Origin of the sequence: Acidovorax sp. JHL-9, from assembly GCF_000426205.1 — a bacterium.
GTDB lineage: Bacteria > Pseudomonadota > Gammaproteobacteria > Burkholderiales > Burkholderiaceae_C > Acidovorax > Acidovorax soli.
The window spans coordinates 1-25,404 of record NZ_AUEX01000024.1 but is presented as its reverse complement, the minus strand read 5'-3'; the positions used below and the strand labels follow the sequence as shown (position 1 = coordinate 25,404).

Annotated in this window: 22 protein-coding genes and 3 pseudogenes; 10 read left to right on the top strand and 15 right to left on the bottom strand. The window is 60.8% G+C overall.

Annotated features, from left to right (window positions below; all coding sequences use genetic code 11):
* Window positions 1-413 precede the first annotated feature (413 nt).
* The 5 genes from pilQ to K225_RS0114735 are packed head-to-tail and all read right to left on the bottom strand — an operon-like array spanning window position 414 to window position 5,462.
* Window positions 414-2,558 carry a type IV pilus secretin family protein gene (gene pilQ, locus K225_RS0114755; RefSeq protein WP_026437121.1) on the bottom strand — a complete coding sequence of 715 codons (2,145 nt, stop codon included), beginning with the start codon at window positions 2,556-2,558 and terminating at the stop codon, window positions 414-416.
* Window positions 2,555-3,097, bottom strand: coding sequence for a pilus assembly protein PilP (locus K225_RS0114750; RefSeq protein WP_034712881.1), 543 nt, complete (start codon window positions 3,095-3,097; stop codon window positions 2,555-2,557). The genes pilQ and K225_RS0114750 overlap by 4 nt, the downstream gene beginning before the upstream one ends.
* Window positions 3,094-3,762 (bottom strand): type 4a pilus biogenesis protein PilO, encoded by a 669-nt coding sequence (locus K225_RS0114745; protein WP_026437119.1) that lies wholly within the window; start codon window positions 3,760-3,762, stop codon window positions 3,094-3,096. The genes K225_RS0114750 and K225_RS0114745 overlap by 4 nt, the downstream gene beginning before the upstream one ends.
* Window positions 3,763-3,765: 3 nt before the next feature.
* On the bottom strand, window positions 3,766-4,386 hold the full coding sequence (locus tag K225_RS0114740; protein ID WP_026437118.1) for a PilN domain-containing protein: 621 nt from the start codon (window positions 4,384-4,386) through the stop codon (window positions 3,766-3,768).
* On the bottom strand, window positions 4,383-5,462 hold the full coding sequence (locus K225_RS0114735; protein ID WP_026437117.1) for a pilus assembly protein PilM: 1,080 nt from the start codon (window positions 5,460-5,462) through the stop codon (window positions 4,383-4,385). Before K225_RS0114735 ends, K225_RS0114740 begins: the two co-directional genes overlap by 4 nt.
* 262 nt (window positions 5,463-5,724) lie before the next feature.
* On the opposite strand from K225_RS0114735, the gene K225_RS0114730 reads away from it, so the two are divergent.
* Window positions 5,725-8,124 (top strand): penicillin-binding protein 1A, encoded by a 2,400-nt coding sequence (locus K225_RS0114730; protein ID WP_026437116.1) that lies wholly within the window; start codon window positions 5,725-5,727, stop codon window positions 8,122-8,124.
* A 115-nt stretch (window positions 8,125-8,239) separates the two neighbouring features.
* Here K225_RS0114730 and cyaY read toward each other — a convergent pair whose 3' ends face one another.
* On the bottom strand, window positions 8,240-8,569 hold the full coding sequence (gene cyaY, locus K225_RS0114725; RefSeq protein ID WP_026437115.1) for an iron donor protein CyaY: 330 nt from the start codon (window positions 8,567-8,569) through the stop codon (window positions 8,240-8,242).
* An 11-nt stretch (window positions 8,570-8,580) separates the two neighbouring features.
* Between cyaY and K225_RS21820 the strand changes: the two genes are divergently transcribed.
* Both K225_RS21820 and K225_RS0114720 read left to right on the top strand, forming a co-directional pair.
* Window positions 8,581-8,772, top strand: coding sequence for a lipoprotein (locus tag K225_RS21820; RefSeq protein ID WP_081679700.1), 192 nt, complete (start codon window positions 8,581-8,583; stop codon window positions 8,770-8,772).
* A 124-nt stretch (window positions 8,773-8,896) separates the two neighbouring features.
* A complete protein-coding gene (locus K225_RS0114720) occupies window positions 8,897-9,724 on the top strand; it encodes an MBL fold metallo-hydrolase (protein WP_026437114.1) in 828 nt (275 codons plus the stop codon).
* 71 nt (window positions 9,725-9,795) lie between these two features.
* Here the strand turns inward: K225_RS0114720 and K225_RS0114715 are convergent, their stop codons facing one another.
* The 5 genes from K225_RS0114715 to K225_RS0114695 form a co-directional block, all read right to left on the bottom strand.
* A complete protein-coding gene (locus K225_RS0114715) occupies window positions 9,796-10,437 on the bottom strand; it encodes a sulfite oxidase heme-binding subunit YedZ (RefSeq protein ID WP_026437113.1) in 642 nt (213 codons plus the stop codon).
* 48 nt (window positions 10,438-10,485) lie between these two features.
* Complete coding sequence (gene msrP / locus K225_RS0114710) at window positions 10,486-11,487, bottom strand: protein-methionine-sulfoxide reductase catalytic subunit MsrP (protein WP_026437112.1); 1,002 nt, start codon at window positions 11,485-11,487, stop codon at window positions 10,486-10,488.
* A gap of 142 nt (window positions 11,488-11,629) precedes the next feature.
* Window positions 11,630-12,964: a c-type cytochrome biogenesis protein CcsB gene (gene ccsB / locus K225_RS0114705; RefSeq protein ID WP_026437111.1), complete on the bottom strand. Its 1,335-nt coding sequence runs from the start codon at window positions 12,962-12,964 to the stop codon at window positions 11,630-11,632.
* On the bottom strand, window positions 12,961-15,117 hold the full coding sequence (locus K225_RS0114700; RefSeq protein WP_026437110.1) for a cytochrome c biogenesis protein ResB: 2,157 nt from the start codon (window positions 15,115-15,117) through the stop codon (window positions 12,961-12,963). Before K225_RS0114700 ends, ccsB begins: the two co-directional genes overlap by 4 nt.
* Window positions 15,118-15,250: 133 nt before the next feature.
* Window positions 15,251-15,892 carry a cytochrome c gene (locus K225_RS0114695; protein WP_026437109.1) on the bottom strand — a complete coding sequence of 214 codons (642 nt, stop codon included), beginning with the start codon at window positions 15,890-15,892 and terminating at the stop codon, window positions 15,251-15,253.
* 72 nt (window positions 15,893-15,964) lie between these two features.
* On the opposite strand from K225_RS0114695, the gene yihA reads away from it, so the two are divergent.
* Together yihA and K225_RS0114685 are read left to right on the top strand one after the other, a co-directional pair.
* Window positions 15,965-16,708 (top strand): ribosome biogenesis GTP-binding protein YihA/YsxC, encoded by a 744-nt coding sequence (gene yihA, locus K225_RS0114690; RefSeq protein WP_026437108.1) that lies wholly within the window; start codon window positions 15,965-15,967, stop codon window positions 16,706-16,708.
* A 50-nt stretch (window positions 16,709-16,758) separates the two neighbouring features.
* The gene (locus K225_RS0114685; RefSeq protein ID WP_026437107.1) at window positions 16,759-17,679 is read left to right on the top strand and encodes an alpha/beta fold hydrolase; all 921 of its coding nucleotides are present in this window, start codon (window positions 16,759-16,761) and stop codon (window positions 17,677-17,679) included.
* A 125-nt stretch (window positions 17,680-17,804) separates the two neighbouring features.
* On the opposite strand, the gene K225_RS0114680 is transcribed toward K225_RS0114685, so the two are convergent.
* Window positions 17,805-18,671 carry a lysophospholipid acyltransferase family protein gene (locus tag K225_RS0114680; RefSeq protein ID WP_026437106.1) on the bottom strand — a complete coding sequence of 289 codons (867 nt, stop codon included), beginning with the start codon at window positions 18,669-18,671 and terminating at the stop codon, window positions 17,805-17,807.
* Complete coding sequence (locus tag K225_RS0114675; RefSeq protein ID WP_026437105.1) at window positions 18,668-19,513, bottom strand: lysophospholipid acyltransferase family protein; 846 nt, start codon at window positions 19,511-19,513, stop codon at window positions 18,668-18,670. Before K225_RS0114675 ends, K225_RS0114680 begins: the two co-directional genes overlap by 4 nt.
* 132 nt (window positions 19,514-19,645) lie before the next feature.
* On the opposite strand from K225_RS0114675, the gene metK reads away from it, so the two are divergent.
* Together metK and K225_RS0114665 are read left to right on the top strand one after the other, a co-directional pair.
* On the top strand, window positions 19,646-20,827 hold the full coding sequence (metK, locus tag K225_RS0114670; protein ID WP_026437104.1) for a methionine adenosyltransferase: 1,182 nt from the start codon (window positions 19,646-19,648) through the stop codon (window positions 20,825-20,827).
* A gap of 253 nt (window positions 20,828-21,080) precedes the next feature.
* Window positions 21,081-22,118, top strand: a complete 1,038-nt coding sequence (locus K225_RS0114665; RefSeq protein ID WP_026437103.1) for a bifunctional nicotinamide-nucleotide adenylyltransferase/Nudix hydroxylase — start codon at window positions 21,081-21,083, stop codon at window positions 22,116-22,118.
* 126 nt (window positions 22,119-22,244) lie between these two features.
* On the opposite strand, the pseudogene K225_RS20925 reads toward K225_RS0114665, so the two are convergent.
* Window positions 22,245-22,745, bottom strand: a pseudogene (locus tag K225_RS20925) (IS3 family transposase); the annotation flags it as partial.
* A 68-nt stretch (window positions 22,746-22,813) separates the two neighbouring features.
* Between K225_RS20925 and K225_RS21815 the strand changes: the two are divergent.
* Window positions 22,814-23,678, top strand: a protein-coding gene (locus K225_RS21815; protein WP_155885285.1) for an IS5 family transposase whose coding sequence is annotated in 2 segments (ribosomal slippage) — window positions 22,814-23,220 and window positions 23,219-23,678 — 867 coding nt in all. Because the reading frame shifts where the segments join, the coding sequence is not laid out codon by codon here.
* Between the two features lie 14 nt (window positions 23,679-23,692).
* Here K225_RS21815 and K225_RS21810 read toward each other — a convergent pair.
* Window positions 23,693-24,381, bottom strand: a pseudogene (locus K225_RS21810) (IS3 family transposase); the annotation flags it as partial.
* A gap of 138 nt (window positions 24,382-24,519) precedes the next feature.
* Here K225_RS21810 and K225_RS20915 point away from each other — a divergent pair.
* Both K225_RS20915 and K225_RS21805 read left to right on the top strand, forming a co-directional pair.
* A complete protein-coding gene (locus K225_RS20915) occupies window positions 24,520-25,113 on the top strand; it encodes a transposase (RefSeq protein ID WP_238323243.1) in 594 nt (197 codons plus the stop codon).
* A 105-nt stretch (window positions 25,114-25,218) separates the two neighbouring features.
* Window positions 25,219-25,404: pseudogene (locus tag K225_RS21805) on the top strand (DDE-type integrase/transposase/recombinase); the annotation flags it as partial.

The following is a 25,404-nucleotide window of genomic DNA, read 5'->3' as shown; positions in this document are numbered from 1 at the left end:
CGGTATATCGCGCCGTGGCACGAAAAAAATGCCGGCGCGCTGCCGGCATTCAATCCATCAAAGGCTAACGCAAGATGATGCGGGATGGAATGCCAGGCGCGGTGCGCAGTGGATAGCCCGGCTATCCACAAGCGCCGCAACGCCGCAGACCGTCCGCAAAGACCGCTGCCCCAAGGGTTGGAGCGAAATCGGGCGATTGCTCTCCAACGCGATCCCCTGCGAGATCGTCAACAGGCTCTAAGCCCTTCAGTAACCGTCTGATACTGCAATGCAAGCAAGATCCAACCCTTGCAATCGGTCTCTGAAAATAACCAACTGCCAGCCTGCAGTTCCATTGCGATAAATCACCAACAGAACCGCACAGATCAGCCTGAAGAACCGGGTGGCTCCACGGCTCCTTTTGCAAGTACTATTTACCGGACTGGCCCGCGATCAGAAATGACCTTCGGCGTGATAAAGACGAGCATTTCACGCTTAGAGGATTCCTTCGTCCTGCTCTTGAACAAATTACCTAAAACAGGAACATCGCCCAGCACTGGAATCTTATTCTCTTGATTGGTTTCCTCCATCTCGAAAATACCACCAATCACGACGGTTCCGCCATTCTCAATCAATATCTGTGTCTTGATATGTTTGGTATCAATGGCGACACCTTGAGTCGTTGTCTCACCACGACTGTCTTTATTGATATCCAAATCGAGAATGATATTGCCTTCAGGTGTTATTTGAGGGATAACCTCCAGCTTCAGGACAGCCTTCTTGAAAGCCAATGTGGTAGCACCATTGGGCGCTGTAATCGAATATGGATATTCCGTACCCTGCTCGATCAGGGCCTTGGTTTGGTCCGCAGTAATGATCCGTGGACTCGATACAATCTTGCCCTTACCGTCCGCTTCCATGGCAGAAAGCTCGAGCGTCAGAAACCTGTTGGCGGCAGAATTGAAAATGGAGAGAGCGAAACTCCCCACACTGCTGACATTTGACAAACTTGCTGGCAGATTGACAAAGTTTCCGTTTGTATTCACCGTAGTGCCAAGAGTCGAAGCAACTGCATTGCTGTAGCTGGTACCAAATGTAGCGCGGTTACCAGCAACTCCATAACCAACTCCTCCAGTACCGGCTTGATTTACACGCAGATCCGCGGCGCCCAGTCGCACCCCCAGAGATCGACCAAAAGTATCACGGGCCTCCACAATTCGCGCCTCAATAAGAACCTGGCGCACTGCCACGTCGAGAGTCAGCAGCAACTGGCGGACTTCTTCCAGTTTGCTGGGCGTGTCAGTTACAAAAAGCTGATTCGTGCGCGGCTCAGAAATGGCACTCCCCCGCTCTGTCAAGAATCGCGTGGAAGTACCACTACTACCACTACTACTCGAACTGTTTGTCAGCTGAGTAATCATGTCTGCCGCTTTGGCGTAGTTCAGCTGGAAAGCCTGCGTCTTCAATGGTTCTAATTTCTGAATCGCCAAAGCGGCTTCGAAATCCTTCTTGGTCCGCGCGTCGATCTCATCTTTCGGTGCAATCCACAGCACGGTCCCGGACTTTCGCATGCCCAAACCTTTGGCATCCATGATGATCTGGAGCGCTTGATCCCATGGAACATCCTTCAACCGAAGCGTGAGCGAACCCGTCACGGTGTCGGACGTCACGATGTTGAAATTGGTGAAATCGGCAATGACCTGCAGCAGGGAGCGGACTTCAATGTTCTGGAAATTCAGCGAGAGTTTTTCACCGCTATAGCCAGGCCCCTGGGTCAACTTGGTCAAATCAACTTTCTTCTGGCGGATCTCCACGACAAATTGATTATTGCTTTGGTAGGCGCTGTGCTCCCATTCTCCAACGGGCTCTACGACCATGCGAACGCGATCACCCTGCTGGGAGGTCGTCACCAACTGAACGGGTGTCCCAAAATCTGTCACGTCAAGGCGCCGGCGCAGCCCTTCTGGCAAGGACGAGCGGAGAAAATCGACATTCAGCCCTTTGCCTTGCCGTTGCAGATCTACGCCCACCTGACTATTGGCAAGGCTAACGATGATGCGGCCAGAACCATCTGCGCCCCGGCGAAAATCAACATCCTTCAAAGGAAGCGTGTCGCTGCCGCCGCTTGCGGCAAACATCGTGGCATTGGACTGCTGCGAGGCTGCTACCGAAGTGTTTACAGGCAACAGAGAAATAAGCAGCGTCTTGCCCTGCAGTTCCGCCTGGTAGGAGGTTGGCTGTTTGAGATTCAGAACCAACCTAGACCGATCACCAGCTTGTACGACGTTGATGGACTTTAAATTTCCCTGATTCACATCGACAACGGACCGTCCCATTGCATTGGTGGTTCCAGGAAAATCCAGCGCGATACGCGCTGGTGATTGAATTGCAAAGCCAGTCGGTACCGCAGAGAGGGGCTGCGATAGTTCAACACGAACAACCTCTGCACCGCCTTGCGTCGTGCCTGTGACAGCTTCGATCGCACTTTGCGCCATGGCAGCCGCTGCTGCCAGCGTGCCCACTACTGCAAATATGGCATTTCGGCAGCGGTTCATTACCCAGATATTTTTCGTTGTCATTTCTTTCCCTCCTGCAGTTCAAGCGAAGCGGTGCGCTCTATCCAATCTCCCGTGGCGTCTTGAACTATCTCGCGCAAGCTAATTGCCGTTTCGGAAATCTTGATGATTTTTCCATAATTTTGGCCAAGGTAATTTCCTACCCGGACCTGGTACAACAAATTATCTACTTTGAGTAGCGCCGTGGGCGTTCCGGTCTTGTTCAGGCTACCGACCATTGCCATGGCATCCAGGGGAAAAACCTCTAACGGCTCTTTTCTGCGCGCCATTTCAGGAGCAATCAATGTGGCGTTGGAGGCCACTTGCACCGAATCCCGCCGCAGTGCTTGCATGAGTTTCAACTGATTAAACGGCTCGACACCATTCTCCACCGTATATGCTTGCGGCTGAAACTGCTTGGGCTCGGAAAGGGGGGTAATCTGCGGCTTGGTGTTGGCCCGCTGATCAGCCATCCATTGGCGCAACTCATCCTCTTCCGCCGAACCGCAACCGTACAGGATGACGGCACAACATAATAAAACCAAACGGCCGGCCCACATCATTTCTTACCTCCAGCATTCTTTTGCGCCTGAATTTCTTCAGGATCGAGGTAACGGAAAGTTCGCGCCGTGGCATCCATGGACAATATACCGGCTTCCTTACCCGCAGGAACAATGGAAATATTATTCAAAGTTACGATACGTGATAAATGCGCCACATCCGAAGCGAATGACCCCATATCATGGTATTTTCCCGTTACCCTGACGGCAATGGGAAGCTCTGCATAATAGTCCCTGACGACGATTTGACCAGGTCGAAACAAGTCGAATTGCAAGCTCCGCCCCAACCCTGCCTGGTTGATATCGGACAACAAGGCTGCCATTTCGGCCTTGCTGGGCAATTGCTTTTCAAGTTGAATCACATATTGCTGAATCTGCTCCCGCTGCTTCTTGAGTGCTTCAAGGCTAACGGCCTTCACCAGCTTTTTCGTGTAGTCCTCACGAAGTGCGATTTCCTTGCCACGCTCCATCTCCAGCTCCGCCTGATAATCCGTCAATTGCACGAACCAGAGGACAACGGCAACACCGATGGCAATAAATGCGCAGAGCAGAATTTTGGGCAAAATGGGCCAAAGAGAGGGGTCTTTGGTATCCAGATTTTTGAACTGCCGCTGAAGATCTCCCTGCAGCGCAGCGAAATTGATCTTTGAGGGTTGTTTTTTTGCCATACGTTACTTTCCAGCCGACGTAGCAACAGCTGAACTAGCAGCATCCATGGCCTTTTGAGCCTCGCTGGATCTCACAAGCTGGAACCTCAAATTAAAAGCACCCACACGGCGCTGGTCCCGCGGAGTCAATGCCACATTGCTGGCCACGATCTCCACCAGCTCCGGCTTCGAAAACCAGGGGGTGTTGTTGGTGAGATTTCGCAGCATTTCCGAAACACGCTCGTTGGATTGCGCCATGCCCTGCATGGAAATGGTCTGGCCATCTTGTTTCATGCTGGTGATGTAGACACCATCCGGCAATTGCCTGACAAGCTCGTTCAGCAAATGCACGGGCAGATTGCGGTCAGACTGCAGATCTTCCACGGCCTTTTGCCTTGCACGCAGAGCAGCAATTTCCTCTTCAATGGATGCAATTTCCTTGATTTGTCCTTCAAGGACCTTGATTTCACCTTGAAGAAAACTATTTTTCTCTTGCTGCTCCGTAATCATCACCTGGAACCACCAATAGATAGCCCCAGCGATAGCAAGGCCCAGAAGAAACGATGCAAACATCGTTGCCTGAAAAGCCTCGCGCCTGCGTTTACGTGCAGCCTCCCGATGCGGGAGCAAATTGATCAATATCACTGCAGAAACCTCCGCATAGCCAAACCACATGAAGTGAGATACGACGGAGCTTCACGCACCATTTTTTTCAGCCGGACGGAACTTCCAATCTCCATGCCATCAAACGGATTGACGGCACTGCAAGCAAAACCGGTTTGCTGGGTGACCGCTTCCGTCAAGCCAGGCAGCGGCGCCGAGCCACCCGCCAACATGATGTGATCAACCCGGTTGTGCGGTGTGCTGGTAAAAAAGAATTGCAACGCTCGGCCAATTTCCTGGGCCATGCTCTCCACGAAGGGCCGAAGTACGGCCACTTGATAGTCTTCGGGAAGGTCGCCATTGCGTTTTTTGCTCTCGGCCTCTTCGACGGAAAAACCGTATTGGCGCACGATGAGTTGGGTCAGTTGCGCCCCACCGAAAGCCTGATCGCGGTCGTACAAGACTTCTTCGTTACGGATGACCTGCATGCTCGTCGTGAGCGCACCCACTTCAAACAATGCCACCAGCGCATCGACACCCTTATTGGGCAGTGCTTCGATCAAACGGCCAGCAGCAAGCCTGGAGGCATGCGATTCGATGTCTACGACCACGGGCTTCAACCCCACCGCTTCGGCAAGTCCTTGCCGGTCCTGCACCTTCTCACGCCGCGAGGCAGCAATCAATACATCCACGTCGCCGGGTGCATTTTTGCTGGGGCCGATCACGCAAAAGTCCAGACTGACCTCATCCAGCGAGAAGGGTATGTACTGGTTCGCCTCGGACTCGACCTGGACCTCGAGCTCCTGCTCGGTCATCCCGCCAGGCAGCGTGATCTTCTTGGTGATCACGGCAGATGGAGGCAATGCCAAGGCAACGTTCTTGGTGCGTGTGCCGCTCTTTTTGATGAGCCGGCGCAACGCATCCGCAACCTCATCGAATTTTTCGATGTTACCGTCTGTAATCCACCCACGTTCCAGCGGCTCAATCGCGCAACGCTCAAGCACCAGGTTACCGGCCTTGTCATGCCCTAGCTCCACCAGCTTGACGCTGGAAGAGCTGATGTCGATACCTAGCAACGGAGCGGACTGGCGACTAAAAAAAGACCCCGTAGAGATCAAGATTGGTCTCCTGTAACTTGCCAACATAAAGCAACAAAACTTAACATTTCACATGAATGCTATCAGTAAGGTACTTCACCAGCAAAGCGTTTTGGCCGCGTGCATTGTTTTGAACGTTGTCAAAAGCAGACGCTTGTTGACCACCCAGTAGTGTCTTGGGTGCGTTCGCGCGCAACCGTGGGTAGCCGTAAGATCATGTGGCTTCCTGAATGACCCCATCGGAAGCCGCCGTTTTTATAATGTCGCTTTCTTCCGGAGCGATATGACGCCGCCGCCCACCCAAAAACAACCCCGCAAACGCGCCGCCTCGACGGACACCCAAAGCTCTGGCTGGCTGCGCTGGATTTTTCGCGCCGTTCTCTGGGCCGGCGGACTCGGCTTGGCGGGCGCGCTGGCCTTGCTTCTGGCCATTGGTGTGGCACTCGCCATGGCCTACCCGAATCTTCCCGACGTGTCCGACCTTGCCGACTACAGACCCAAGCTGCCGCTGCGGGTCTACTCGTCGGAGGGCGCATTGCTGGGGGAGTTCGGTGACGAGCGCCGCAACCTGACGCCCATCGGGGAAATTCCCACCGTTATGAAAGATGCTGTGCTGGCCATCGAAGACACCCGGTTCTTTCAGCACGGTGGCGTTGATTACAAAGGCATGCTGCGTGCAGTCCTTGCCAATCTGGGACGCGTCAAAAGCCAGGGCGCATCGACCATCACAATGCAAGTGGCGCGCAATGTTTATCTCTCACCTGAAAAAACATTTACGCGGAAAATTTACGAAATATTACTGACATTCAAACTCGAACATTTGCTCACAAAAGACCAGATTCTCGAGATTTATATGAATCAGATTTACCTGGGCAATCGTGCCTATGGATTTGCGGCTGCATCCGAGGCCTATTTCGGCAAACCGCTCAAGTCGGTGTCCATTGCGGAAGCGGCGATGCTGGCAGGCCTGCCCAAGGCGCCTTCTGCGTACAACCCCATCAGCAACCCCAAGCGCGCCCGGGTGCGCCAGCTCTACATCATTGAACGGATGGAAGAGAACGGCTTCATCACGGCCCAGGAAGCGATGGCCGCAAAGAAGGAAGAAGTCAAGATCCGATCAGGGCAGGACAACACCCGTGTCCATGCCGAATATGTCGCCGAGATGGTGCGGCAACTGATCTTCAGCCAGTACGGCAATGAGGCGTACACCCGCGGGTTGAACGTGTACACCACGCTGAACGCAGCCAACCAGGATGCCGCCTACGCGGCCCTGCGGCGTGGCATCATGGATTATGAGCGACGCCAGCAGTACCGCGGCCCAGAACAGTTCGTCGATCTCCCCAGAGCCCCGGAGGATGTGGAGGACGCGATTGACGAGGCACTGGCCAGTCATCCGGACAATGGCGATGTCATGTCCGCCGTGGTGCTGGAGTCCACTGCACGCAAGATTGTGGCAGCGCGCGCCAATGGAGACACGCTGGAGATCACGGGCGACGGGCTCAAGCCTGCACAGTCCGGTCTGAGCGACAAAGCGCCACCCAACATCAAGATTCGGCGTGGCGCTGTCATCCGCGTTGTCAAGACGCCCAAGAACGCCTGGGAAATCACCCAATTGCCCGAGGTGGAAGGCGCCCTGGTTGCGCTGGATCCGCGCAGTGGCGCCATCAAGGCGCTGGTGGGCGGGTTTGACTTTGACAAGAACAAGTTCAACCACGCAGCCCAGGCCTGGCGCCAGCCAGGGTCCAGCTTCAAGCCATTCATCTACTCCGCGGCACTGGAGAAGGGCTTTACTCCGGCCACCGTCATCAATGACGCCCCGCTCTTTTTTGATGCAGGCGTCACTGGTGGTCAGCCCTGGGAGCCCAAGAACTACGACGGCAAATACGATGGACCCATGACCATGCGCACGGGCCTCGCAAAATCCAAGAACATGGTTTCCATCCGCATCTTGCAGGCGGTGGGCCCTAAGACGGCACAGGATTGGGTGACCCGGTTCGGATTCGAGGCAGAGAAGCACCCTGCCTACCTGACCATGGCATTGGGTGCGGGCTCGGTCACTCCATTGCAGATGGCGTCTGCCTATTCGGTATTTGCCAATGGTGGCTACCGCGTCAACCCTTGGCTGATCACGCGCGTGACCGACCAAAAAGGCCGCGTGATTTCCGAAAACCCGGCTCCCGCTGCCAGCGAACTGCCACGCGCCATTGAGGCAAGAAATGCCTTCATCATGGACAACCTGCTGCAGGAAGTCGCGCGCTCAGGAACGGCCGCCAGAGCGCAGGCCACCCTGAAACGGCCCGACTTGCATGGCAAGACCGGCACCACCAATGACTCTGTGGACGCCTGGTTCGCGGGCTACCAGCCCACTCTGACCGCAGTGACCTGGATTGGCTACGACAAACCCCGTAACCTGGGCAGCCGCGAAACCGGGGGCGGGCTGAGCTTGCCGGTGTGGATCAACTTCATGGAACAGGCCCTCAAGGGGGTGCCAGTGATGGAAGCCACTGTGCCACCCGGCGTGGTGAATGTGGGCGGCGAGTGGTTCTATGAAGAATTCGCGCGCAACGCAGGCGTTGCGAACGTGGGACTGGCAAGTCAGCCTTCCGCCTCATCGACGGTGGCACCCCAGGCACCGCCCCCGCCCGAAGAACGCGGTCGTATCCTCGATCTGTTTCGCAACTGATCCGCTGCAGGGGCGGCCCTGCAGTGCCTGCAAAGCGGGCGCCGCAGGCGCAATGCAGGCACTGGTTTTTGCCAACGCATGGCTGCCTGCGCCCACCCCCCCAATGCGACGCGGGTCAGGCCTGGAATCGCAAAGATGTACCAGACTGGCGCTCGGCGTCCTGGCTCAGCTGTTGAAAGAATTCACCGGCACCTTTGGTGTCTTGCCAGGCGACCCCATCAAACCGGTAGTGGTATCCGCCCGACTTTGCCGCCATCCACACTTCATGCAATGGCTTTTGCAGGTTGATGATGATCTGGCTGCGGTTGGGAAATGTCAGGGTCACCATGCCGCCAGTGCGCTGGCTGTCCACATCCGCATCGCCCTCGTCATTGATGCGATCGCAGCTGCGCTCCACGGCAAGCAGCAGTTTCTCGGCCTGGTCCAGGAATTCAAGGTCGGTCATTACAATTACGCATGGTGAAAGTTTTCCAAATTCTAGTCAGGACCTTTGCCCTTGCTGCCAGTGCGGCGGCATTGGTGGGCTGCGGGCAGCGCGGCCCCTTGTATCTCCCCGCCGCACCCGAGGCCACACAAAGGGCCACGTTGCCGGAAACGCTCTCCCCTTTAGAGACAGCACCCGCAGCACCCGCGTCCGCGCCCCGGTAACTGCACCGCCGGACGTGGCCGGCGATCAGGTGACAAAGATCAAGAAATCAAGACTTGATCTTTATCAAGCACTAAAAACATGGGTAATCGTACAGTCGGCGTTTTATCGCACCGCTGTATCGACATGGCCCAGGAACTCTATCGCGACAAGAACCACGCCTGCCTCATGTTCACCGACCTCATCGAAGAAGATGGGCAAGCGGTCCAAGCCAACCAGTTCCTGATCGTTGACGATGACACGGGCGCCATCATCGACCCGGGTGGCAACCTGGCTTTCAATGAGCTGTTCATGGGGATGTCCAAGCATTTCCCTCCCAGCAAGCTGTCGTACATCATTGCTTCACATGCCGATCCGGACATCATTGCCTCGCTGGACCGCTGGATGAGCAGCACCCAGGCATCCCTGGTGATTTCACGCGTATGGGAACGGTTTGCCCCGCACTTCACCAAGGTGGGCAAGACCGAAAACCGCGTGATTGGCGTGCCGGACGGTGGTGGCCACCTGCCTTTGGGCCGCCATGAACTGGTGCTGCTGCCAGCGCACTTCATGCACTCCGAGGGCAACTTCCATTTCTACGATCCGGTCAGCCGCATCCTGTTCACCGGCGACCTCGGGGTGTCGATGATGTCCGGAGCCGAGGCGCGCATTCCTGTGACAGATCTGGGAGCGCACATCCCGCGCATGGAAGGTTTTCACCGCCGCTACATGGTGTCCAACAAGATCCTGCGGCTGTGGGTGCGCATGGCGCGCCAGCTGGACATCGCCATGCTGGTTCCCCAGCATGGCGCACCCATCATGGGCAAGAAGGCGATCAACGATTTTCTGGACTGGATCGAAAACCTCATGTGCGGCATCGACCTCTTTGATGATCGCGCCTACCAGCTCCCGACCGCCCACATCGACCCCATGACCAGACAACTGCGGCCAGCGCTGCGGGCGGTCAACGCGTAACGGCGAAATCCTGGCAAAACAGGCTCCAGTGCTTACAGAATAATCGCTTGCCGCCACCCAGAACATCGCATTCACGGCACCGAAGCAACCTTGCCCTGCCCACCGGGCCGCGCTTTTCCGGCGGCCAGGTGCCGCCATAGGCGCCAGCCCAGCAGCGCCGCGATGAGGGCGCCGTAGAGGGCGACTTCCGCAAAATCGTTCTTGCCGGCGCGCATCCAGAAAAAATGCAGGATCGCCAATCCGGCGATCCCATACACCGCCCGGTGCAGGGCCTGCCAGCTGCGCCCTCCCAGTGCCCGAATGGCCCGGTTGAACGAGGTGGCCGCCAGCAAGGTCAGCAGGCAAAACGCCAGGAAACCCACCAGGATGAAGGGGCGTTTGGCAATGTCGCGGGTGATTTCAGCCAGGTCAAAACCCATGTCGAACCAGCTGTAGCTCAGCAGGTGCAGCAGTGCATAGAAATACACGAACAGCCCCAGCATGCGCCGAAAGCGGGCCAGTTGCGGGCTGGCGGTCACCACGCGCATCGGCGTGACGGCCAGCACAAGGCACAGAGCCCGCAAGGTCCAGTCGCCGGTGGCGCGGACCAGGGCCTCGGCGGGGTTGGCACCCAACTGGTCCGTGGCGGCGGCGTAAACCAGCCACGACAGGGGCAGCAGGCACAGCACAAACAGCACCGGCTTGGCCGCTGGATGGAGCAGGAATTTTTTCATGGCACGACGGGCCGAATGCTTCGCCAGAGGGGCCGCAACGGCGCTGGATCAGTAAAACTTCTGGAGATCCATGCCGGCGTAGAGCTGCCCCACCTGGGCCTCGTAGCCGTTGAACATCAGTGTCTTGCGTTTCTTGGCGAACAGGCCGTCTTCGCCAATGCGGCGCTCGGTGGCCTGGCTCCAGCGCGGGTGGTCCACGCTGGGGTTCACGTTGGAATAAAAGCCATATTCCTGCCGGGCCGCCTTGTTCCAGGCCGTTCCCGGCTCTTTCTCGACAAAGCGGATCTTCACGATGCTCTTGGCACTCTTGAACCCGTATTTCCACGGCACCACCAGGCGCACCGGCGCACCGTTCTGGTTGGGCAAGACTTCCCCATACATGCCAAAGGCCAGCAGGGTGAGCGGGTGCATGGCCTCGTCCATGCGCAGACCCTCCACATAGGGCCAGTCCAGCACGCGCGAGCCCACATAAGGCATGGTGGCCTTGTCGGCCAGCGTCACGAACTCCACATACTTGGCGCTGCCCTGCGGCTCCACGCGTCGGATCAGCTCGGCCAGCGAGTACCCCACCCAGGGGATGACCATGGACCAGCCCTCCACGCAACGCAGGCGATAGATGCGTTCTTCCTGCGCACTGAGCTTGAGCAGGTCTTCGATACCGTACTTGCCGGGCTTCTTGACCAGGCCTTCCACCTCGACCGTCCACGGAGACGTCTTCAGCGTGTGCGCATTGCGGGCAGGGTCGGCCTTGTCGGTGCCGAATTCGTAGAAGTTGTTGTAGCTGCTCGCGTCCTTGTAGTCGGTGAGCTTTTCCATCGTGACAGCCCCCGCCACGGCCGACCTGGCGCCCGCCAGCGCGGCCAGCTTGCCAGGGCGCGCCGCCTGCGGCTGTGCCAAGGCCTCGCGGCCAGCCCAGGAGGCCAAGACTGCCCCGGCAGCACCGCCCGCCATGCGCTTGAGCATGTGGCGCCGGTCTTCGTACACCGACCGTGGGGTGATTTCGGAGGAATGCGGGTGGTTGAAACCCGAATCGCGCGATGGGATCAGCATGGAAAGCTCCGGTCGTTCTTGGGTGGGACAGTTGAGCGATAGAGCACAACAACCGCCAGTTCGTTCCCTGGATCGCCCAGGTTACACCCAAGACGCAATGGTTGCAGGCCTACCCCGCAAGCCCGATGCCCCCATCACACCATCAGAGCGTGCCGTAGCTGTGCAGGCCGCTCAGGAACATGTTCACCCCCAGAAACGCAAAGGTGGTCACTACCAGCCCGACCAGCGCCCACCAGGCCGACACGGTGCCGCGCAGCCCTTTCATCAGGCGCATGTGCAGCCAGGCGGCGTAGTTGAGCCAGACGATCAGCGCCCAGGTTTCCTTGGGGTCCCAGCTCCAGTAGCCACCCCAGGCCTCGGCGGCCCACAGGGCACCCAGCACGGTGGCAATGGTGAAAAAGGCGAACCCCACCGCAATGGACTTGTACATCACATCGTCCAGGATTTCGAACGACGGCAGGCGCGCCGCAATGCGCTTGCGCCCCAGCAGAATGCCCGCCACGACGAGGGCGGAGATGCCGAAATACACCATCCAGTAGCTGCCGCCGGTCTCGGCAGCACCTTGGCGGAACACGATGGGCTCGAAACACAGCACCACGCCCAGCAGCCACAGCGGCGCCAGCTTGTACCAACGCGTCTCACCGGCCTGCTGCTTGATCAGGTAGGCAAAGGCCACCATGGCCGACAGTGCGAACGTGCCATAGCCGATGAAGTTGGCGGGCACATGCAGCTTCATCCACCAGCTCTTGAGAGCGGGTACCAGCGGCTGGATCTCGTGCGCCTCGCGGATCACGGTGTACCAGAGCAGAAAACCCACGGCGGCACTCACCACCAGCATCACGAAGCCACCCAGCGCGCGCGTGTCGTACTGCTGCTCGTAGTACAGATAGAACGCAGCCGTCATCCAGCAGAACATCACGAACACTTCGTAGAGATTGCTGACCGGGATATGGCCGATGTCCGGGCCGATGAGGTAGCTCTCGTACCAGCGCACCAGCGTGCCGATGAGCGCCATGGCCACGGCCACCCAGGCAATGCGCGAGCCCAGCATGCTCATGGTGCGGCCTTCACCGCGCGCGAACATGCCCATCCAGTAAAACGCGGTGCTCATGAAAAAGAGCATGCTCATCCACAAAATTGCAGACTGGCTCGACAGGAAATACTTGAGGCCAAAGACCGTGTCCGCCCGCGCCAGACTGCCAGCGCCGTCTTGCTGGTAGAGGCCGATCGCCATGAGCGCCACCGCCACCACCACGAGCATCAACGCCCGCAGCGGGCGCCAGAACCAGCCCAGCCACACGGTGCAGGGAATGGCGCCCAGCAGGATGCCTTTTTCGTACACATCCATGTAGCTGCCATAGCGCTGCAAGGCATACAGCCCTCCCGCTGCCACGATGGCAGCGAACAGCCAGTCGAACCAGTTGCGACGGGCGAAGAACCCCTCGTTGAGCAGGATAGTGGTAGTGGCGGTATTCATGCGTTGCCTCGGTGGGGATGGGCCCCGATCAGTTTTTCAGCGAGCTGGACGAACTCCCGGTCGCCGTCCATGGTCTTGCGATTGGTGGACAGTGCCATCAGTGCGTGCGACTGGTCCCCCTGTGGAGCGACCCACACCCACACGCGGCGCTCGCGCACGTAGAGCATGGCAAAAACGCCCAGAATCAGCAAGGCGCATCCCAGATAGACAATGTTCTTGCCAGGGGCTCGAGCCACCTGAAAAACGCTGGCCTGCACCTGGGTGAAGTCCTTGAGCTCCAGCGCCAGCGGTGCCGGGTAAATCTGGGCGTCACTCAGCGACAGCACCGCCTGCGTCATGAACGATTGCGTCTGGTCACTCTGGACCAGTGGTTTCAGACCGGCACGCTCGCGCGCAAGCTGGTTCAGTTCGAACAGGGCTCCGTTCAGAATGCGCACCAGCACCTCGCCCGCCCTGGAACGCTCCGCCTCGGGCACGTTGGCCTCCATGAAGTCGGAAATGGCCGGCAAGCCACCGGTCTTCTTGCCATCGGGTCCGCTGCTCCCGGCGAACAGCGCCAGCGCACGCAACGCAGACTGCGTCAGCTGCTCGGCCAGCTGGGGGCGCGAAGCCTCCACCGCCTGCGACACATAACGCTGCACGGCCTGCTCGCGCGCAGCAGGGTCGCCCAGCGCAGCATGAAGGCGCATGAACCCGTCCATGGAACTCTGGTCATCGGCCGGAACACGCAGGTAGCGGAAAGGGTCGGAAGGGTTCTCACGCACCCCCAGCAGGAACACCGGCACACCATCACCCGTGTCCACCGGCAGCATGTAGTTGTGGAATTCACGCGCCTGGCCGGCTGCATCGCGCAGCTTGTAGCTCACGCTGGGGCCCACGTTGCGCAGCTCCTTCTTGGTCACCGTCTTGTTGGCGGCACCGAGACGCGACTCCACCGACTCGCGCAGGTCCACCTTGCGCACATCGGCACCCGACCCGGGTGCACCGGCACCATCGGCAAAATTCTCGACATTGATGGTGCGCAGGGCGGTGAATTCAAGCGTGAGTTTCTCGCCGCCCGTGGCCCCGCCCTTGCCCACCAGTTCGGTGGACCCGCCTACGGTGCCCTCGATGTCAAACGCCTTGGCGCCTGCGGTCATGGGAACGGCGCGCAGCTTGAGGTGCGAGCCGCCATCGTCAAAGCTCGACTGGTAAATCTCGATGCCCTTGTAGCTGGCGGGGTGGTTCACCTCGATGCGGGCGGGCGTTTTCTCGCCCGTGGCCTTGTCGTGGATGATGATCTCGCTGGCAAACAGCTTGGGCATGCCGGTGGAGTAGTGCTCCACGATGAACTTCTTGAGCTCCACGGCAAAGGGCAGCTCCTGCAGCAGCACGCCGTCGGACTGGCTCAGGATGGCGGTGCCCGACTGCGTGCCCTCGGCCACCACCAGGTTGCCACGGAAGGTGGGATTGCGCTCGGACAGGCGGTGCTCGGGCTTCACCTCGGAAATGAGGCCACTGCCGGCATAAGGTGTCTTTCCACCCAGCAGCATCTGGGCCCGCACGATCAGGTCGCCGTCAAACAGCCCGCCCAGGCAGATGAGCACGATGGAACTGTGCGCAGCGATGTATCCGAGCTTGTTGGCCGCCCCCGCCTTGGCCGCCACCATCCAGCCTGCACCAGCGCCCTTGGCACCATCCCGCTGCTGCAGTTTCACCTTCCAGCCGCCACTGGCCAGGGTGCTGCCAATGCGCCGCGCCGCCACCTCGGCCGACTCCAGCAGTGGCGCTTCGGCCTTGTGGTGAAAGGCCTTGAGGCTTTGCTCGCGGATGTTTTCCTTGTAGACCTTCAGATCCACCAGGATCTTGGGGGTGTTGCGGGCAATGCACAAAGAGGTGCTGACCACCAGGAAAGCCAGAATCAGCAGGAACCACCATGCGCTGTACACCGCATTGAGCTGGAGGGCCGCGAAAAGCTCGGCCCAGAACGGGCCGAACTGGTTCACGTAGTTCACCGCGGGCTCATGCTGCTTGAGCACCGTGCCGATGACCGACGCAATGCAGATCACCGTCAGCAGTGAAATGGCAAAGCGCATGGAAGACAGCAGCTCGATGCCTGCGCGCAGGGCCTGGGAGCCAGACCGGACTTGAACGCCGTGGGTGATGTCAGACATGGGTGGTTGAACGCGAGGCACTAAAACAAAAAGGGCGGGGCCATCTGAACGATGGGCCCGCCCGTCTTGGGGTTTGTTATTGGCGGTTGGTTCCAGGCTTCCCGCCTGGCGGGGCTGGAAAAATCACAAAACCTCAGCGCAGGCCGGCAATGTAGTCGGACACTGCCTTGATTTCCCGGTCGTTGAGCTTGGCAGCCACCTGGGTCATCTGGTGGCTGTTGGCACGCGAGCCGTCGCGGAACATCTTCAGCTGCGATGCCGTGTAGTCGGCATGCTGACCCGACAGGCGGGGGTACTGGGCCGGAATGCCGGCGCCGTTGGGGCTGTGGCAGCCGGCGCAGGCGGCGATCTGGCGGTCTGCAATGCCACCGCGGTAAATACGCTCACCCAGGGCCACGAGATCCTTGTCAGAAGAAAAACCCGCCTTGGCTGGCTTGGAGGCCGCCCAGTAGGCAATGTTCTTCATGTCTTCGTCGGTCAGCATCGACGCAAAGCCCGCCATGATGGCGTTGTTGCGCTTGCCAGACTTGAATTCCTGCAACTGCTTGACCAGATATTCCGGGTGCTGCTGTGCCAGCTTCGGATTGGCCGCAATGGTGGAATTACCATCCGCAGCGTGGCATGCCACGCACACCGCGGTGAAGCTGGCCTCGCCTTTGACCAGGTCGGGCTTGGCCGCCTTGGTCGGCGCCGCAGGGGCCGCGCCCGCAGAAAAAGCCGGGAGAGCGGGTGCTGCCAGTGCGGCAGCCATCAGCATAGAGGCGAGAAACTTCATATCGAGGGTCTGTATTTAAGTCCGCAAAACCTCGCGATTCTACAATGAGGCTCCAACGCATCCCAACTTTCCATGACGACACCCTCCACCGCGCCAATAGCTGGCTCACTTCCGCCCGCACCCGACGCCAAAATCGCCATGGGCTGGATGCACACCGCCAGGTTCCTGACCACGGCTGCGCAGCTGCACCATCTGCCCCCCATCGACGTGCCCGAGATCGCCTTCGTGGGCCGCTCCAACGCGGGCAAATCCACCTGCATCAACACGCTCACCCAGCAAAAGCAGCTGGCCTTTGCCTCCAAGAAACCCGGGCGCACCCAGCACATCAACCTGTTCTCGCTGGGCAAGCAGGGCGTGACCGATGCCGTGCTGGCCGACCTGCCCGGCTACGGCTATGCCGCCGTGTCGCGCTCGGACAAGGTGCGCTGGCAGCAGGTGATGGTCAATTACCTGGTCAGCCGCCCCGGGCTCACCGGCATCGTGCTGCTGTGCGATCCGCGCCTGGGCCTGACCGAGCTGGACGAAGCATTGCTCGAAGTGGTGCGCCCGCGTGTGGAAGAAGGCCTGAAGTTCCTCATCGTGCTGACCAAGGCCGACAAGCTTACCCGCGCCGAGCAGGCCAAGGTGCTGTCGATTACGCGACTGAATGCGGGCGGCGGAGAGGTCAAGATGTTCTCGGCCCTCAAGAAGCAAGGTGTGGACGAGGTGGCACAACTGCTGTGGCAATGGGCACACCCGGTGTTGCCAGCGCCCGTGGCCGCAGATGATGCCCCCGAGCCCGCCCCCGAAACCCCCGAGGATTCTCACCCAAACTAGGCACTGGCGCTTATGCATCAAGCGGCAGAAGCTACTGAATGCATAGCATCATGATTTCTACCCGGGACATCTCCCTGCCGCATGGCACCACCCTGCAATGCCGCGTGAGCGGCGTGGCGGGCCGCCCGGTGCTGCTGTTTCTGCACGGCTTCCCCGAGGGAGCCTTCATCTGGGACGAACTGCTGCTGCACTTTTCCCGCCCCGAAAATGGCGGCTACCGCTGCGTGGCCCCCTGTCTGCGCGGCTTCGGCGCATCGAGCCGTCCAACGGAAGTGGCCGCCTACTGCGCCAAGCACCTGGTGCAGGACCTGGTGGCGCTGATCGCCGCCGAATGCCCTGGCGCCGTGCTGGAATGCCTGGTGGCCCACGACTGGGGCGGCGCGGTGGCCTGGAACCTCGCCAACCAGCAGCCGCAGCACATGAAGCGGCTGGCCATCCTCAACTCCCCGCACCCGGGTGCCTTTCTGCGCGAGCTGCAGCACAACCCGGCGCAGCAGGCGGCCAGCCAGTACATGCACTTCCTGTGCAGGCCCGATGCCGAGGCGCTGCTGGCCGAAAACGGCTTCCGCCGCCTGTTCGCCTTTTTCAACACGTCCGATGGCCGCGCCCCCGCCTGGCTGACCGACACCGTGCGCGCCCAGTACCGCGCCCTGTGGCAACAGGGCCTGACCGGCGCCTGCAACTACTACCGCGCCAGCCCGCTGCGCCCGCCGCGACAGACGGAAGATGGGTGCGACCCGGGCGCCCAGGCCATCACCCTGCCCGATGCCATGCTGGCGGTGACCGTGCCCACGCTGGTCCTGTGGGGCATGGACGACCCCGCCCTGCTGCCAGGCCTGCTCGACGGCCTGCCCGGCTGGGTGCCGCAGCTGCAGCTGCGGCGGGTGGAAGGGGCAACGCACTGGATCGTGCATGAGCACCCCGAGCGCGTCGCCATGGAGCTGCAGCGCTTCTTGCAATCCAAACAATAGCCGCCAGCGCTTTTCACATAAGCGCTGCAAGCCTTTTTGTTCATATTCTCGATCAGGGCGCAGACCCGCCCAATGACGTTGACGGGGCGCCCCCAACCGGCGGCTGGAGCCGCGGGCCATACGCGTCAGTACACCGATGGCTCGCCCGGCGGCCGCGTCTTGAAGCGCTTGTGCACCCAGTAATACTGGCCAGGCATGGTGTCGATGTAGCTTTGCAGGCGCAGATTCATCTGCGCCGTGTCGGCTTCCACATCGTCGGACGGATAGCCCTCCCAGGCGGGGGTGATCTCGGCCACGTAGCCGGTGGGCGTGAGCCGCGTGTACATGCCCACCACCTTGGCCCGCCCCAGGCGTGCAAACCTCGGCAGCGAAGGCACGGTGGCGGCCCGCACGCCATAGAACGGCACAAAGATCGACTCGTTGGGGCCGAAGTCCATGTCGGGCAGCAGGTACAGCAGCCCGCCCTTGCGCAGGTTGGAAATGATCGGTTTGACCCCGTCGGCCCGGTTGAGCATGCGCACATCACCAAAACGCTGGCGCCCCGCCATGAACCAGGCGTCCACGGCCGGGTCGGGGTGGGTCGAAAAGATCGACGTGAACGCGCGCTGGGTGCGCAAGGGCAATGCCAGTCCACCGGCGTCCATGCCCAAGAAATGCGGCGCAAAGATGATGGTGGGCGTGTCGCCGTCGAGCTCGTGCAGCGCGCCCTGCAGCTTCACGCGCTCCAGCACCACCTCGCGCGGCGCGGCCCACAGCCAGCTGCGGTCCAGCCAGGTCTGGCTGAACACGACAAAGACCTCGCGCGCCCAGCGGCGCCGCTGCGCCGCCGGCGCATCCGGAAAACACAGCGCCAGATTGCGCAGCGCCACCTTGCGGCGCGGCACGGCCAGCAGGTACAGCAACTGGCCAAGGCACCAGCCCATAGCGCGCAGCGCAGGCAAGGGCACATGCGCCAGCACCCGCATGAACCACACACCCAGGCGCCCGCTCATGCGACGCCCCCGGCAGCTTCAGCGCGCGGCTGCTTGTAGCGGGCATAGCCCCACAGGTATTGCTCGGGACACTGGCGGATGAGATGTTCCATGGCCTGGTTGATTTGCAAGACGGCATCCTCCAGCCGCTCGTCCAGCGGCGCTGACAAAGGCTCGAAGCGGGTGACGAAACCACGGCCCCAGGGCAGGCGCTCGCAACGCGCCAGCACCACGGCCGCACCGGTCTGCTGGGCCAGGCGCACGGCCAGCGTCATGGTGTAGGCGTCGCGGCCAAAAACGGGCGACCAGACGCCCTGGCCATCGGGTGGCACCTGGTCCGGCAGCAGGCCCACGGCCTCGCCACGGCGCAGCGCCTTGATCATCTGGCGCACGCCCGCCAGCGTGGTGGGCACCGCCAGCATGCCGGGGCGATTGCGCGCAGTCTCCATCACCGTGGCCAGCCAGGGCTGGCGCGCCGGCCGGTAGAGCACCGTGATGGGGCCGCGCACAGCGCTCCAGTGGCGTGCCGCGGCCTGGGCGGACAGCTCAAAACAGCCCTGGTGGGGCGTCAGGAACACAATGCCGCGTCCGGCTGCATAGGCCTGCTCCACACAGGCCTCGCCCACCAGCCGACAAGGAAGGGGAGCACCCAGCCACAGCCGCGGCAACTCTGCCACCATGCGGCCCGCATGGGCCACGGCGGCGCGCACCGCGCCGAATGAATACCCGGCCAGCGCCGAGTTCGCAAGAAAGCGGCGCCGGTAGGAGGGAGACGCGCAAAAAGCCACCCAGCCCATGGCTGCACCCATGACATGCAGCAACCACAGTGGAAATACGGAAAAGAATCGGAAGACGACAGGCATTAAAATAGACAGGTCGCTGAGTTAAATGAGCAACTTGCAGGGCGACGTTAAAAAAATCTGCTAAAGCGTTCGCCAAAGCTCCTTCGGGGTCAGGGCGGCGCCCTAAATGCCGAAGCACTGGAGTTTATTCAAATGGCGAACGACTTTCTTTTTACCTCGGAATCCGTCTCCGAAGGCCACCCCGACAAGGTGGCCGACCAGATCTCGGACGCGATCCTCGATGCGATCTTCCAACAAGACCCCCGCAGCCGCGTCGCCGCTGAAACGCTGACCAACACCGGCCTCGTCGTGCTGGCGGGCGAGATCACCACCAACGCCCATGTGGACTACATCCAGGTGGCGCGCGACACCATCAAGCGCATCGGCTACGACAACACCGACTACGGCATCGATTACAAGGGCTGCGCCGTGCTCGTGGCCTACGACAAGCAATCCAACGACATCGCCCAGGGCGTGGACCATGCCAGCGACGACCACCTGAACACCGGTGCCGGCGACCAGGGCCTGATGTTCGGCTACGCCTGCGACGAGACGCCCGAGCTGATGCCCGCGCCGATCTACTACGCGCACCGCCTGGTGGAGCGCCAGGCCCAGCTGCGCAAGGACGGCCGCCTGCCTTTTTTGCGCCCTGACGCCAAGAGCCAGGTCACGATGCGCTACGTGGACGGCAAGCCCCACAGCATCGACACCGTGGTGCTCTCCACCCAGCACCACCCCGACCAGTCGGAAACCGCCACCAAGATGAAGCAGAGCTTCATCGACGCCGTGATCGAGGAAATCATCAAGCCCGTGCTGCCTGCGGACTGGCTGCAGAACACGCGCTACCTGATCAACCCCACGGGCCGCTTTGTCATCGGCGGCCCGCAAGGCGACTGCGGTCTCACGGGCCGCAAGATCATCGTGGACACCTACGGCGGCGCCTGCCCGCATGGCGGCGGCGCCTTCAGCGGCAAGGACCCGACAAAGGTGGACCGCTCGGCCGCCTATGCCGCGCGCTACGTGGCCAAGAACATCGTGGCGGCCGGACTGGCCAAGCAGTGCCAGATCCAGGTGGCCTACGCCATCGGCGTGGCCGAGCCCATGAACATCACGGTCTACACCGAAGGCACGGGCGTGATCCCGGACGAGCGCATTGCCGCGCTGGTCAAGGAACACTTCGACCTGCGCCCCAAGGGCATCATCCAGATGCTGGACCTGCTGCGCCCCATCTACGAAAAGACCGCCGCCTACGGCCACTTCGGCCGCGAAGAACCCGAGTTCAGCTGGGAACGTACGGACAAGGCGGCTGCACTGCGCGCAGCTGCGGGCCTGTAAGGCCCTCGCGCACAGCGCGCTTGGCCGGCTTTCGGCACAGGCTCACATCGCGCGGCGATGTGAGCACAGACCCAAGACCGCCAACCGCGTTTGCCGCTCACCCTTGCCTCACCCGGCAATTGCTATCACATGAAGAGCGCCAGGTGCTTGCAGATGAAGCACCTCGGACACTCCATGGTGGAAAATCTAGCGCAGGGCGCTATTGCTTTTGATGCAGCCCAGTCCGCCTTGCGCCAGAACAGACCGGAGACCCATGTTCGACACCACCATCTACATCGGGCGCTTTGAACCCGTTCACAACGGCCACATGGCCTTGCTGCAGCGTGCGCTCGACAGCGCCGGCAACGTGATCGTGGTGATGGGTTCGGCCTGGCAGGCGCGTTCGCCCAAGAACCCTTTCACCTGCGACGAACGCGCCGGCATGATGCTGGCTGCCCTGCCCGCAGCCAACCGGTCCCGCGTGCAGGCGCTGCCGATGCGCGACTACTACAACGAGGCCCTGTGGGTGCAGGCGGTGCGCAAGGGCGTGGCCCCGATCGCCGCCGCGGATGCCCGCATCGGCGTGGTCGGCCACTTCAAGGATGCGACCAGCAGCTACCTGAGCGCCTTTCCAGGCTGGGAGTTGATCCACGTCGAGCGCCAGGGCCGCATCGATGCCACGGCCATCCGCGATGCCTACTTCGGCGCCACGCCCGGCACCGTGCGGGCCGCCTTGAACAACCTGGCCGCCCAGATGCCCGCGAGCACGCTGGATTTTCTGGAGCGCTTTGCACAGACCACCGACTACCCCGCGCTGCAGCAAGAGTGGCGCATGCTGCGTGGCTACCGCGAGGCCTGGGCTGCAGCCCCCTACCCGCCGGTGTTCGTCACGGTGGATGCCGTGCTGCGCTGCCAGAACCATGTGCTGCTGATCCGCCGCGCCCACGCCCCCGGCAAGGGCCTGCGGGCGGTGCCGGGTGGATTCATCGAGCAGCGCGAGACCGTGTGGCAATCCTGTCTGCGCGAGCTGGCCGAGGAAACCCATTGCGAACTCCCCGAAGCCCGCATGCGCGCGGCGCTGCAGTCGGTGGCGGTGTTCGACCACCCCGACCGCAGCCAGCGCGGCCGCACCATCACCCATGCGCACTATTTCGACCTGGGCGATGCGCCGTTTCCGGCCGTGCGGGCCGACGACGATGCCATGCAGGTGGAGTGGGTCGATATCGAAAAGCTGGCCGCGCTGGAAGAAGAGTTCTTTGAGGACCACTTCCACATGCTGGACCACTTTCTGGAACTGACTACTCCACCGTGACGCTCTTGGCCAGGCTGCGCGGCTTGTGCCGCCGCATAACTTCGCTACGCGAAGTGAGCGGCGTCAAACCCCAGAAACCTTGGTGAACTGACCTTGCCCTCGTTCCGTGTAGCTCTTAGCCCACGTTTACGCGGCTTTTTTACGCTGTACCTCGTACCAGCGTTGCTCGAACTGCTTCGGACGGAGATCGCCCAGAGACGAATGCAGCCTGCCGTGATTGTAGAAAGCCATCCAGTCCATCACAGCCTGTTTGGCCTGCTCTCTGGTGGCGAATTTGTGGCCATGCACACTGGCGTTTTTCAGTCGACCCCAGAAGCTCTCGGTCGGCGCGTTGTCCCAGCAGTTGCCCTTGCGGCTCATCGATGAGCGCATGCCCCAGCCCTTCAAGGCATCCTGCATCTCATGGCTGCAATACTGGCTGCCACGGTCGCTGTGGAATATCAGGCCTGGCTCTGGGCGACGGCGCCACCACGCCATGGCCAGTGCATCCTTGACCAGGCTGGCCTGCATGTGCGGCTGCAGGCTCCAGCCCACCACCTGGCGACTGAACAGGTCGATGACCACAGCCAGGTACAGCCAGCCCTCGTCGGTGGCGATGTAGGTGATGTCGCCACTCCACAGCTGGTTAAGGATTTATCCGTAAATTAAGTAAACTCCAAACCTGAGCCGACCTTCACTCGGCGCAGGACAGACAGATGGCCAAGGCCCATGCCCATTCGTGGGAAGTGACGGATGAATTCTGGGCCCGGGTAGAGCCCCTGGTGCCGCAGCCAGTGCGCGACCCGAACAAGCAATACCTGCGCAGTGCGGGAGCGGGGCGCCCACCCAAGGCGCCGCGATTGGTCTTCGAGGCCATCGTGTACGTCCTGAGGACGGGCTGCCAATGGAAGGCATTGCCAGCCGAACGCTTTGGCAGTGCCAGCGCGGTGCACCAGCGATTCATGCAATGGTCCAGGGCCGGGTTCTTCGAGGCACTGTGGAAGGCAGGCCTTGCTGAATACGACGACCTCGAAGGCATTGCCTGGCGCTGGCAGAGCATCGACGGAGCGATGTTCAAGGCACCGCTGGCGCAAGAGGCAGTGGGCCCCAATCCGACGGATCGGGAGAAAAAACGGCAGCAAGCGCCATCTGCTGGTGGACGGGCGTGGCGTCCCGTTGTCCCTCGTCGTGACGGGAGCCAACGCGCACGACGTGACGCAAATTGAGGCCGTGCTCGATGCCATCGTGGTCCAACGTCCGACTCCCAAGCAGCGTCGATCCAAACATCTGTGCGCCGATGCGGGCTATCGGGGCAAAGGCGCCATGGCCGTGATCCTTGCCCATGGCTATATCCCGCATGTGGTCAGTCGCAAGAGCGAAGCGGCGCAGAAAAAGCGAGAGCCAAAGAAGAAGGCCCGCCGCTGGGTGGTCGAGGCCTGTCATGGCTGGTTCAACCGATTCAGGAAACTATTGGTGCGCTACGAAAAGCTCGAACACACCTTCCTGGCGCTCAACCACCTTGCTGCGGCCATCATCGCTCTGCGCAAGATTGAGCTACCAGTCAATGTTATTTACGGATAAATACTAAGTACCTCGGGATTGAAGCGCCGCTGCACCAGGTCTGGTGCCACCGGCAAGCTGTGCTTGCTGTCGGTGGTGACCACGAACTTGCACTTAGTCCTGGCCCGGATGCCGTGCTGCTGCATGAGCTTGCGCACCCTGTCTTTGCCCACCCGGATGCCACGGGCCAGCAGTTCCTTGTGCATGCGCGGCCAGCCGTATTCGCCCTTGACCTGTGCGTGGATGGCACGGATGTGGGCCAGCACGGCCTCGTCGCTGTGGCGAGCGCCAGGCCTGCCAGCCATGCCCTTGGGGCGGCGCAGCCAGTTAAAGTAGCCGCTGGCGCTGACCTCCAGCACGCCACACGAGATGCTCACCGGGTACTGGCTCCTCATTTGGTGAATCCAGGCGTACCTCGCAGCGTGTCCTGCGCGAAGTACGCCGCGGCTTTTTTTGCGATGTCACGCTCCATGCGAAGCCGAGCCACCTCAGCGCGCAAGCGCGCTATCTCCATCTGCTCGGGCGAGACCTTCATCGCCTTGTCAGCGTCACCGACGCCGCTCAATGGCCTCTTGGCCGCCAGCCTCACCCAGTTGCCTAGACTGGCCTTGGGGATGCCCAGCACCTTGGCCACCAACGCAATAGCCTGACCCGCGCGTACCTGCCGCACAGCCTCCAACTTGAATTCTTGCGTGTACTGCGCACGCACCTGCTTTGCCGTCATCTCTTGACTCCTTGTCGGTATTTTCAACAAGGCCAAGAACTCCACTGTTCAGGGGCAAGGTCACAGGCACTGGCGCTGTTCGATGCGTACCAGGCTCGTATCGCGGACTGCGATAAGCAGATCGAGAACTCGTTGCAAGTGCTGAACGCGGACAGACCGCAATTGGAGACCCCGCTCCCTGCTGCGTGGACGAAGACAAAACAGGCCAATACACCCAAGTTCGATGTGCGGTCGATGCTGTACCAATTAACCGGCACTGACCTGACCTTGATCCACGGCATCGGGCCAAGTATCGCGTTGTCGCTGGTGGCAGAGTGCGGCACTGACATGAGCAAGTGGCCCACTGAAAAGCACTTCGCATCATGGTTGTGCCTGTCGCCGGGATGCAAGATCAGCGGCGGAAAAGTGCTTTCTGCGCGGACCCGTAAAAGCTCCAACCGCTTGGCATCACAGTTGCGCCTCGCCGCGTCCAATGTCGGGCGCACCGAAACTGCACTCGGAGCGTTCTATCGACGGCTGGCGGCGCGTATCGGCAAAGCCAAGGCCGTGACGGCTACAGCTCGCAAGCTCGCCATTCTCTTTTACCGAACGATGCGCTTCGGTATGCGATACGAAGATCCTGGCGTCGATCAATACGAGCAGCGATATCGCGAACGCGTCGTCAAGCAGTTACAGCGACGTGCCGCTCACTTTGGTTTCTCATTGCAACCGACCGAGGCGGGTGTTTCTTAGGAAGCCGCCGCGTACTTTGCCAGACAGTCCGGGTGAGGTACGCGTTCATCCAGCGCCATGCGCAGGAATACAGCGTGCGGCGCATGTGCAATGTGATGCAGGTCCATCCGAACTCACGAAGGCTGGCTGTACCTGGCGGTTGTGGTCGATCTGTTCTCGCGCCAAGTAGTGGGCTGGTCCATGGGCAGCCGCATTGACACGAGCCTGGTCCTCGATGCACTGCTGATGGCACTGTGGCGCCGACAGCCGCATGCGCCGGTCATGGTTCATTCCGATCAGGGCTGCCAGTTC

Excerpts from the sequence above, each read along its gene's own strand:
- pilQ (WP_026437121.1), bottom strand. The coding sequence starts at position 2,558 with ATGACAACGAAAAATATCTGGGTAATGAACCGCTGCCGAAATGCCATA.
- K225_RS0114750 (WP_034712881.1), bottom strand. The coding sequence starts at position 3,097 with ATGATGTGGGCCGGCCGTTTGGTTTTATTATGTTGTGCCGTCATCCTG.
- K225_RS0114745 (WP_026437119.1), bottom strand. The coding sequence starts at position 3,762 with ATGGCAAAAAAACAACCCTCAAAGATCAATTTCGCTGCGCTGCAGGGA.
- K225_RS0114730 (WP_026437116.1), top strand. The coding sequence starts at position 5,725 with ATGACGCCGCCGCCCACCCAAAAACAACCCCGCAAACGCGCCGCCTCG.
- cyaY (WP_026437115.1), bottom strand. The coding sequence starts at position 8,569 with ATGACCGACCTTGAATTCCTGGACCAGGCCGAGAAACTGCTGCTTGCC.
- K225_RS21820 (WP_081679700.1), top strand. The coding sequence starts at position 8,581 with ATGGTGAAAGTTTTCCAAATTCTAGTCAGGACCTTTGCCCTTGCTGCC.
- K225_RS0114720 (WP_026437114.1), top strand. The coding sequence starts at position 8,897 with ATGGCCCAGGAACTCTATCGCGACAAGAACCACGCCTGCCTCATGTTC.
- K225_RS0114715 (WP_026437113.1), bottom strand. The coding sequence starts at position 10,437 with ATGAAAAAATTCCTGCTCCATCCAGCGGCCAAGCCGGTGCTGTTTGTG.
- msrP (WP_026437112.1), bottom strand. The coding sequence starts at position 11,487 with ATGCTGATCCCATCGCGCGATTCGGGTTTCAACCACCCGCATTCCTCC.
- ccsB (WP_026437111.1), bottom strand. The coding sequence starts at position 12,964 with ATGAATACCGCCACTACCACTATCCTGCTCAACGAGGGGTTCTTCGCC.
- K225_RS0114700 (WP_026437110.1), bottom strand. The coding sequence starts at position 15,117 with ATGTCTGACATCACCCACGGCGTTCAAGTCCGGTCTGGCTCCCAGGCC.
- K225_RS0114695 (WP_026437109.1), bottom strand. The coding sequence starts at position 15,892 with ATGAAGTTTCTCGCCTCTATGCTGATGGCTGCCGCACTGGCAGCACCC.
- yihA (WP_026437108.1), top strand. The coding sequence starts at position 15,965 with ATGACGACACCCTCCACCGCGCCAATAGCTGGCTCACTTCCGCCCGCA.
- K225_RS0114685 (WP_026437107.1), top strand. The coding sequence starts at position 16,759 with ATGATTTCTACCCGGGACATCTCCCTGCCGCATGGCACCACCCTGCAA.
- K225_RS0114680 (WP_026437106.1), bottom strand. The coding sequence starts at position 18,671 with ATGAGCGGGCGCCTGGGTGTGTGGTTCATGCGGGTGCTGGCGCATGTG.
- K225_RS0114675 (WP_026437105.1), bottom strand. The coding sequence starts at position 19,513 with ATGCCTGTCGTCTTCCGATTCTTTTCCGTATTTCCACTGTGGTTGCTG.
- metK (WP_026437104.1), top strand. The coding sequence starts at position 19,646 with ATGGCGAACGACTTTCTTTTTACCTCGGAATCCGTCTCCGAAGGCCAC.
- K225_RS0114665 (WP_026437103.1), top strand. The coding sequence starts at position 21,081 with ATGTTCGACACCACCATCTACATCGGGCGCTTTGAACCCGTTCACAAC.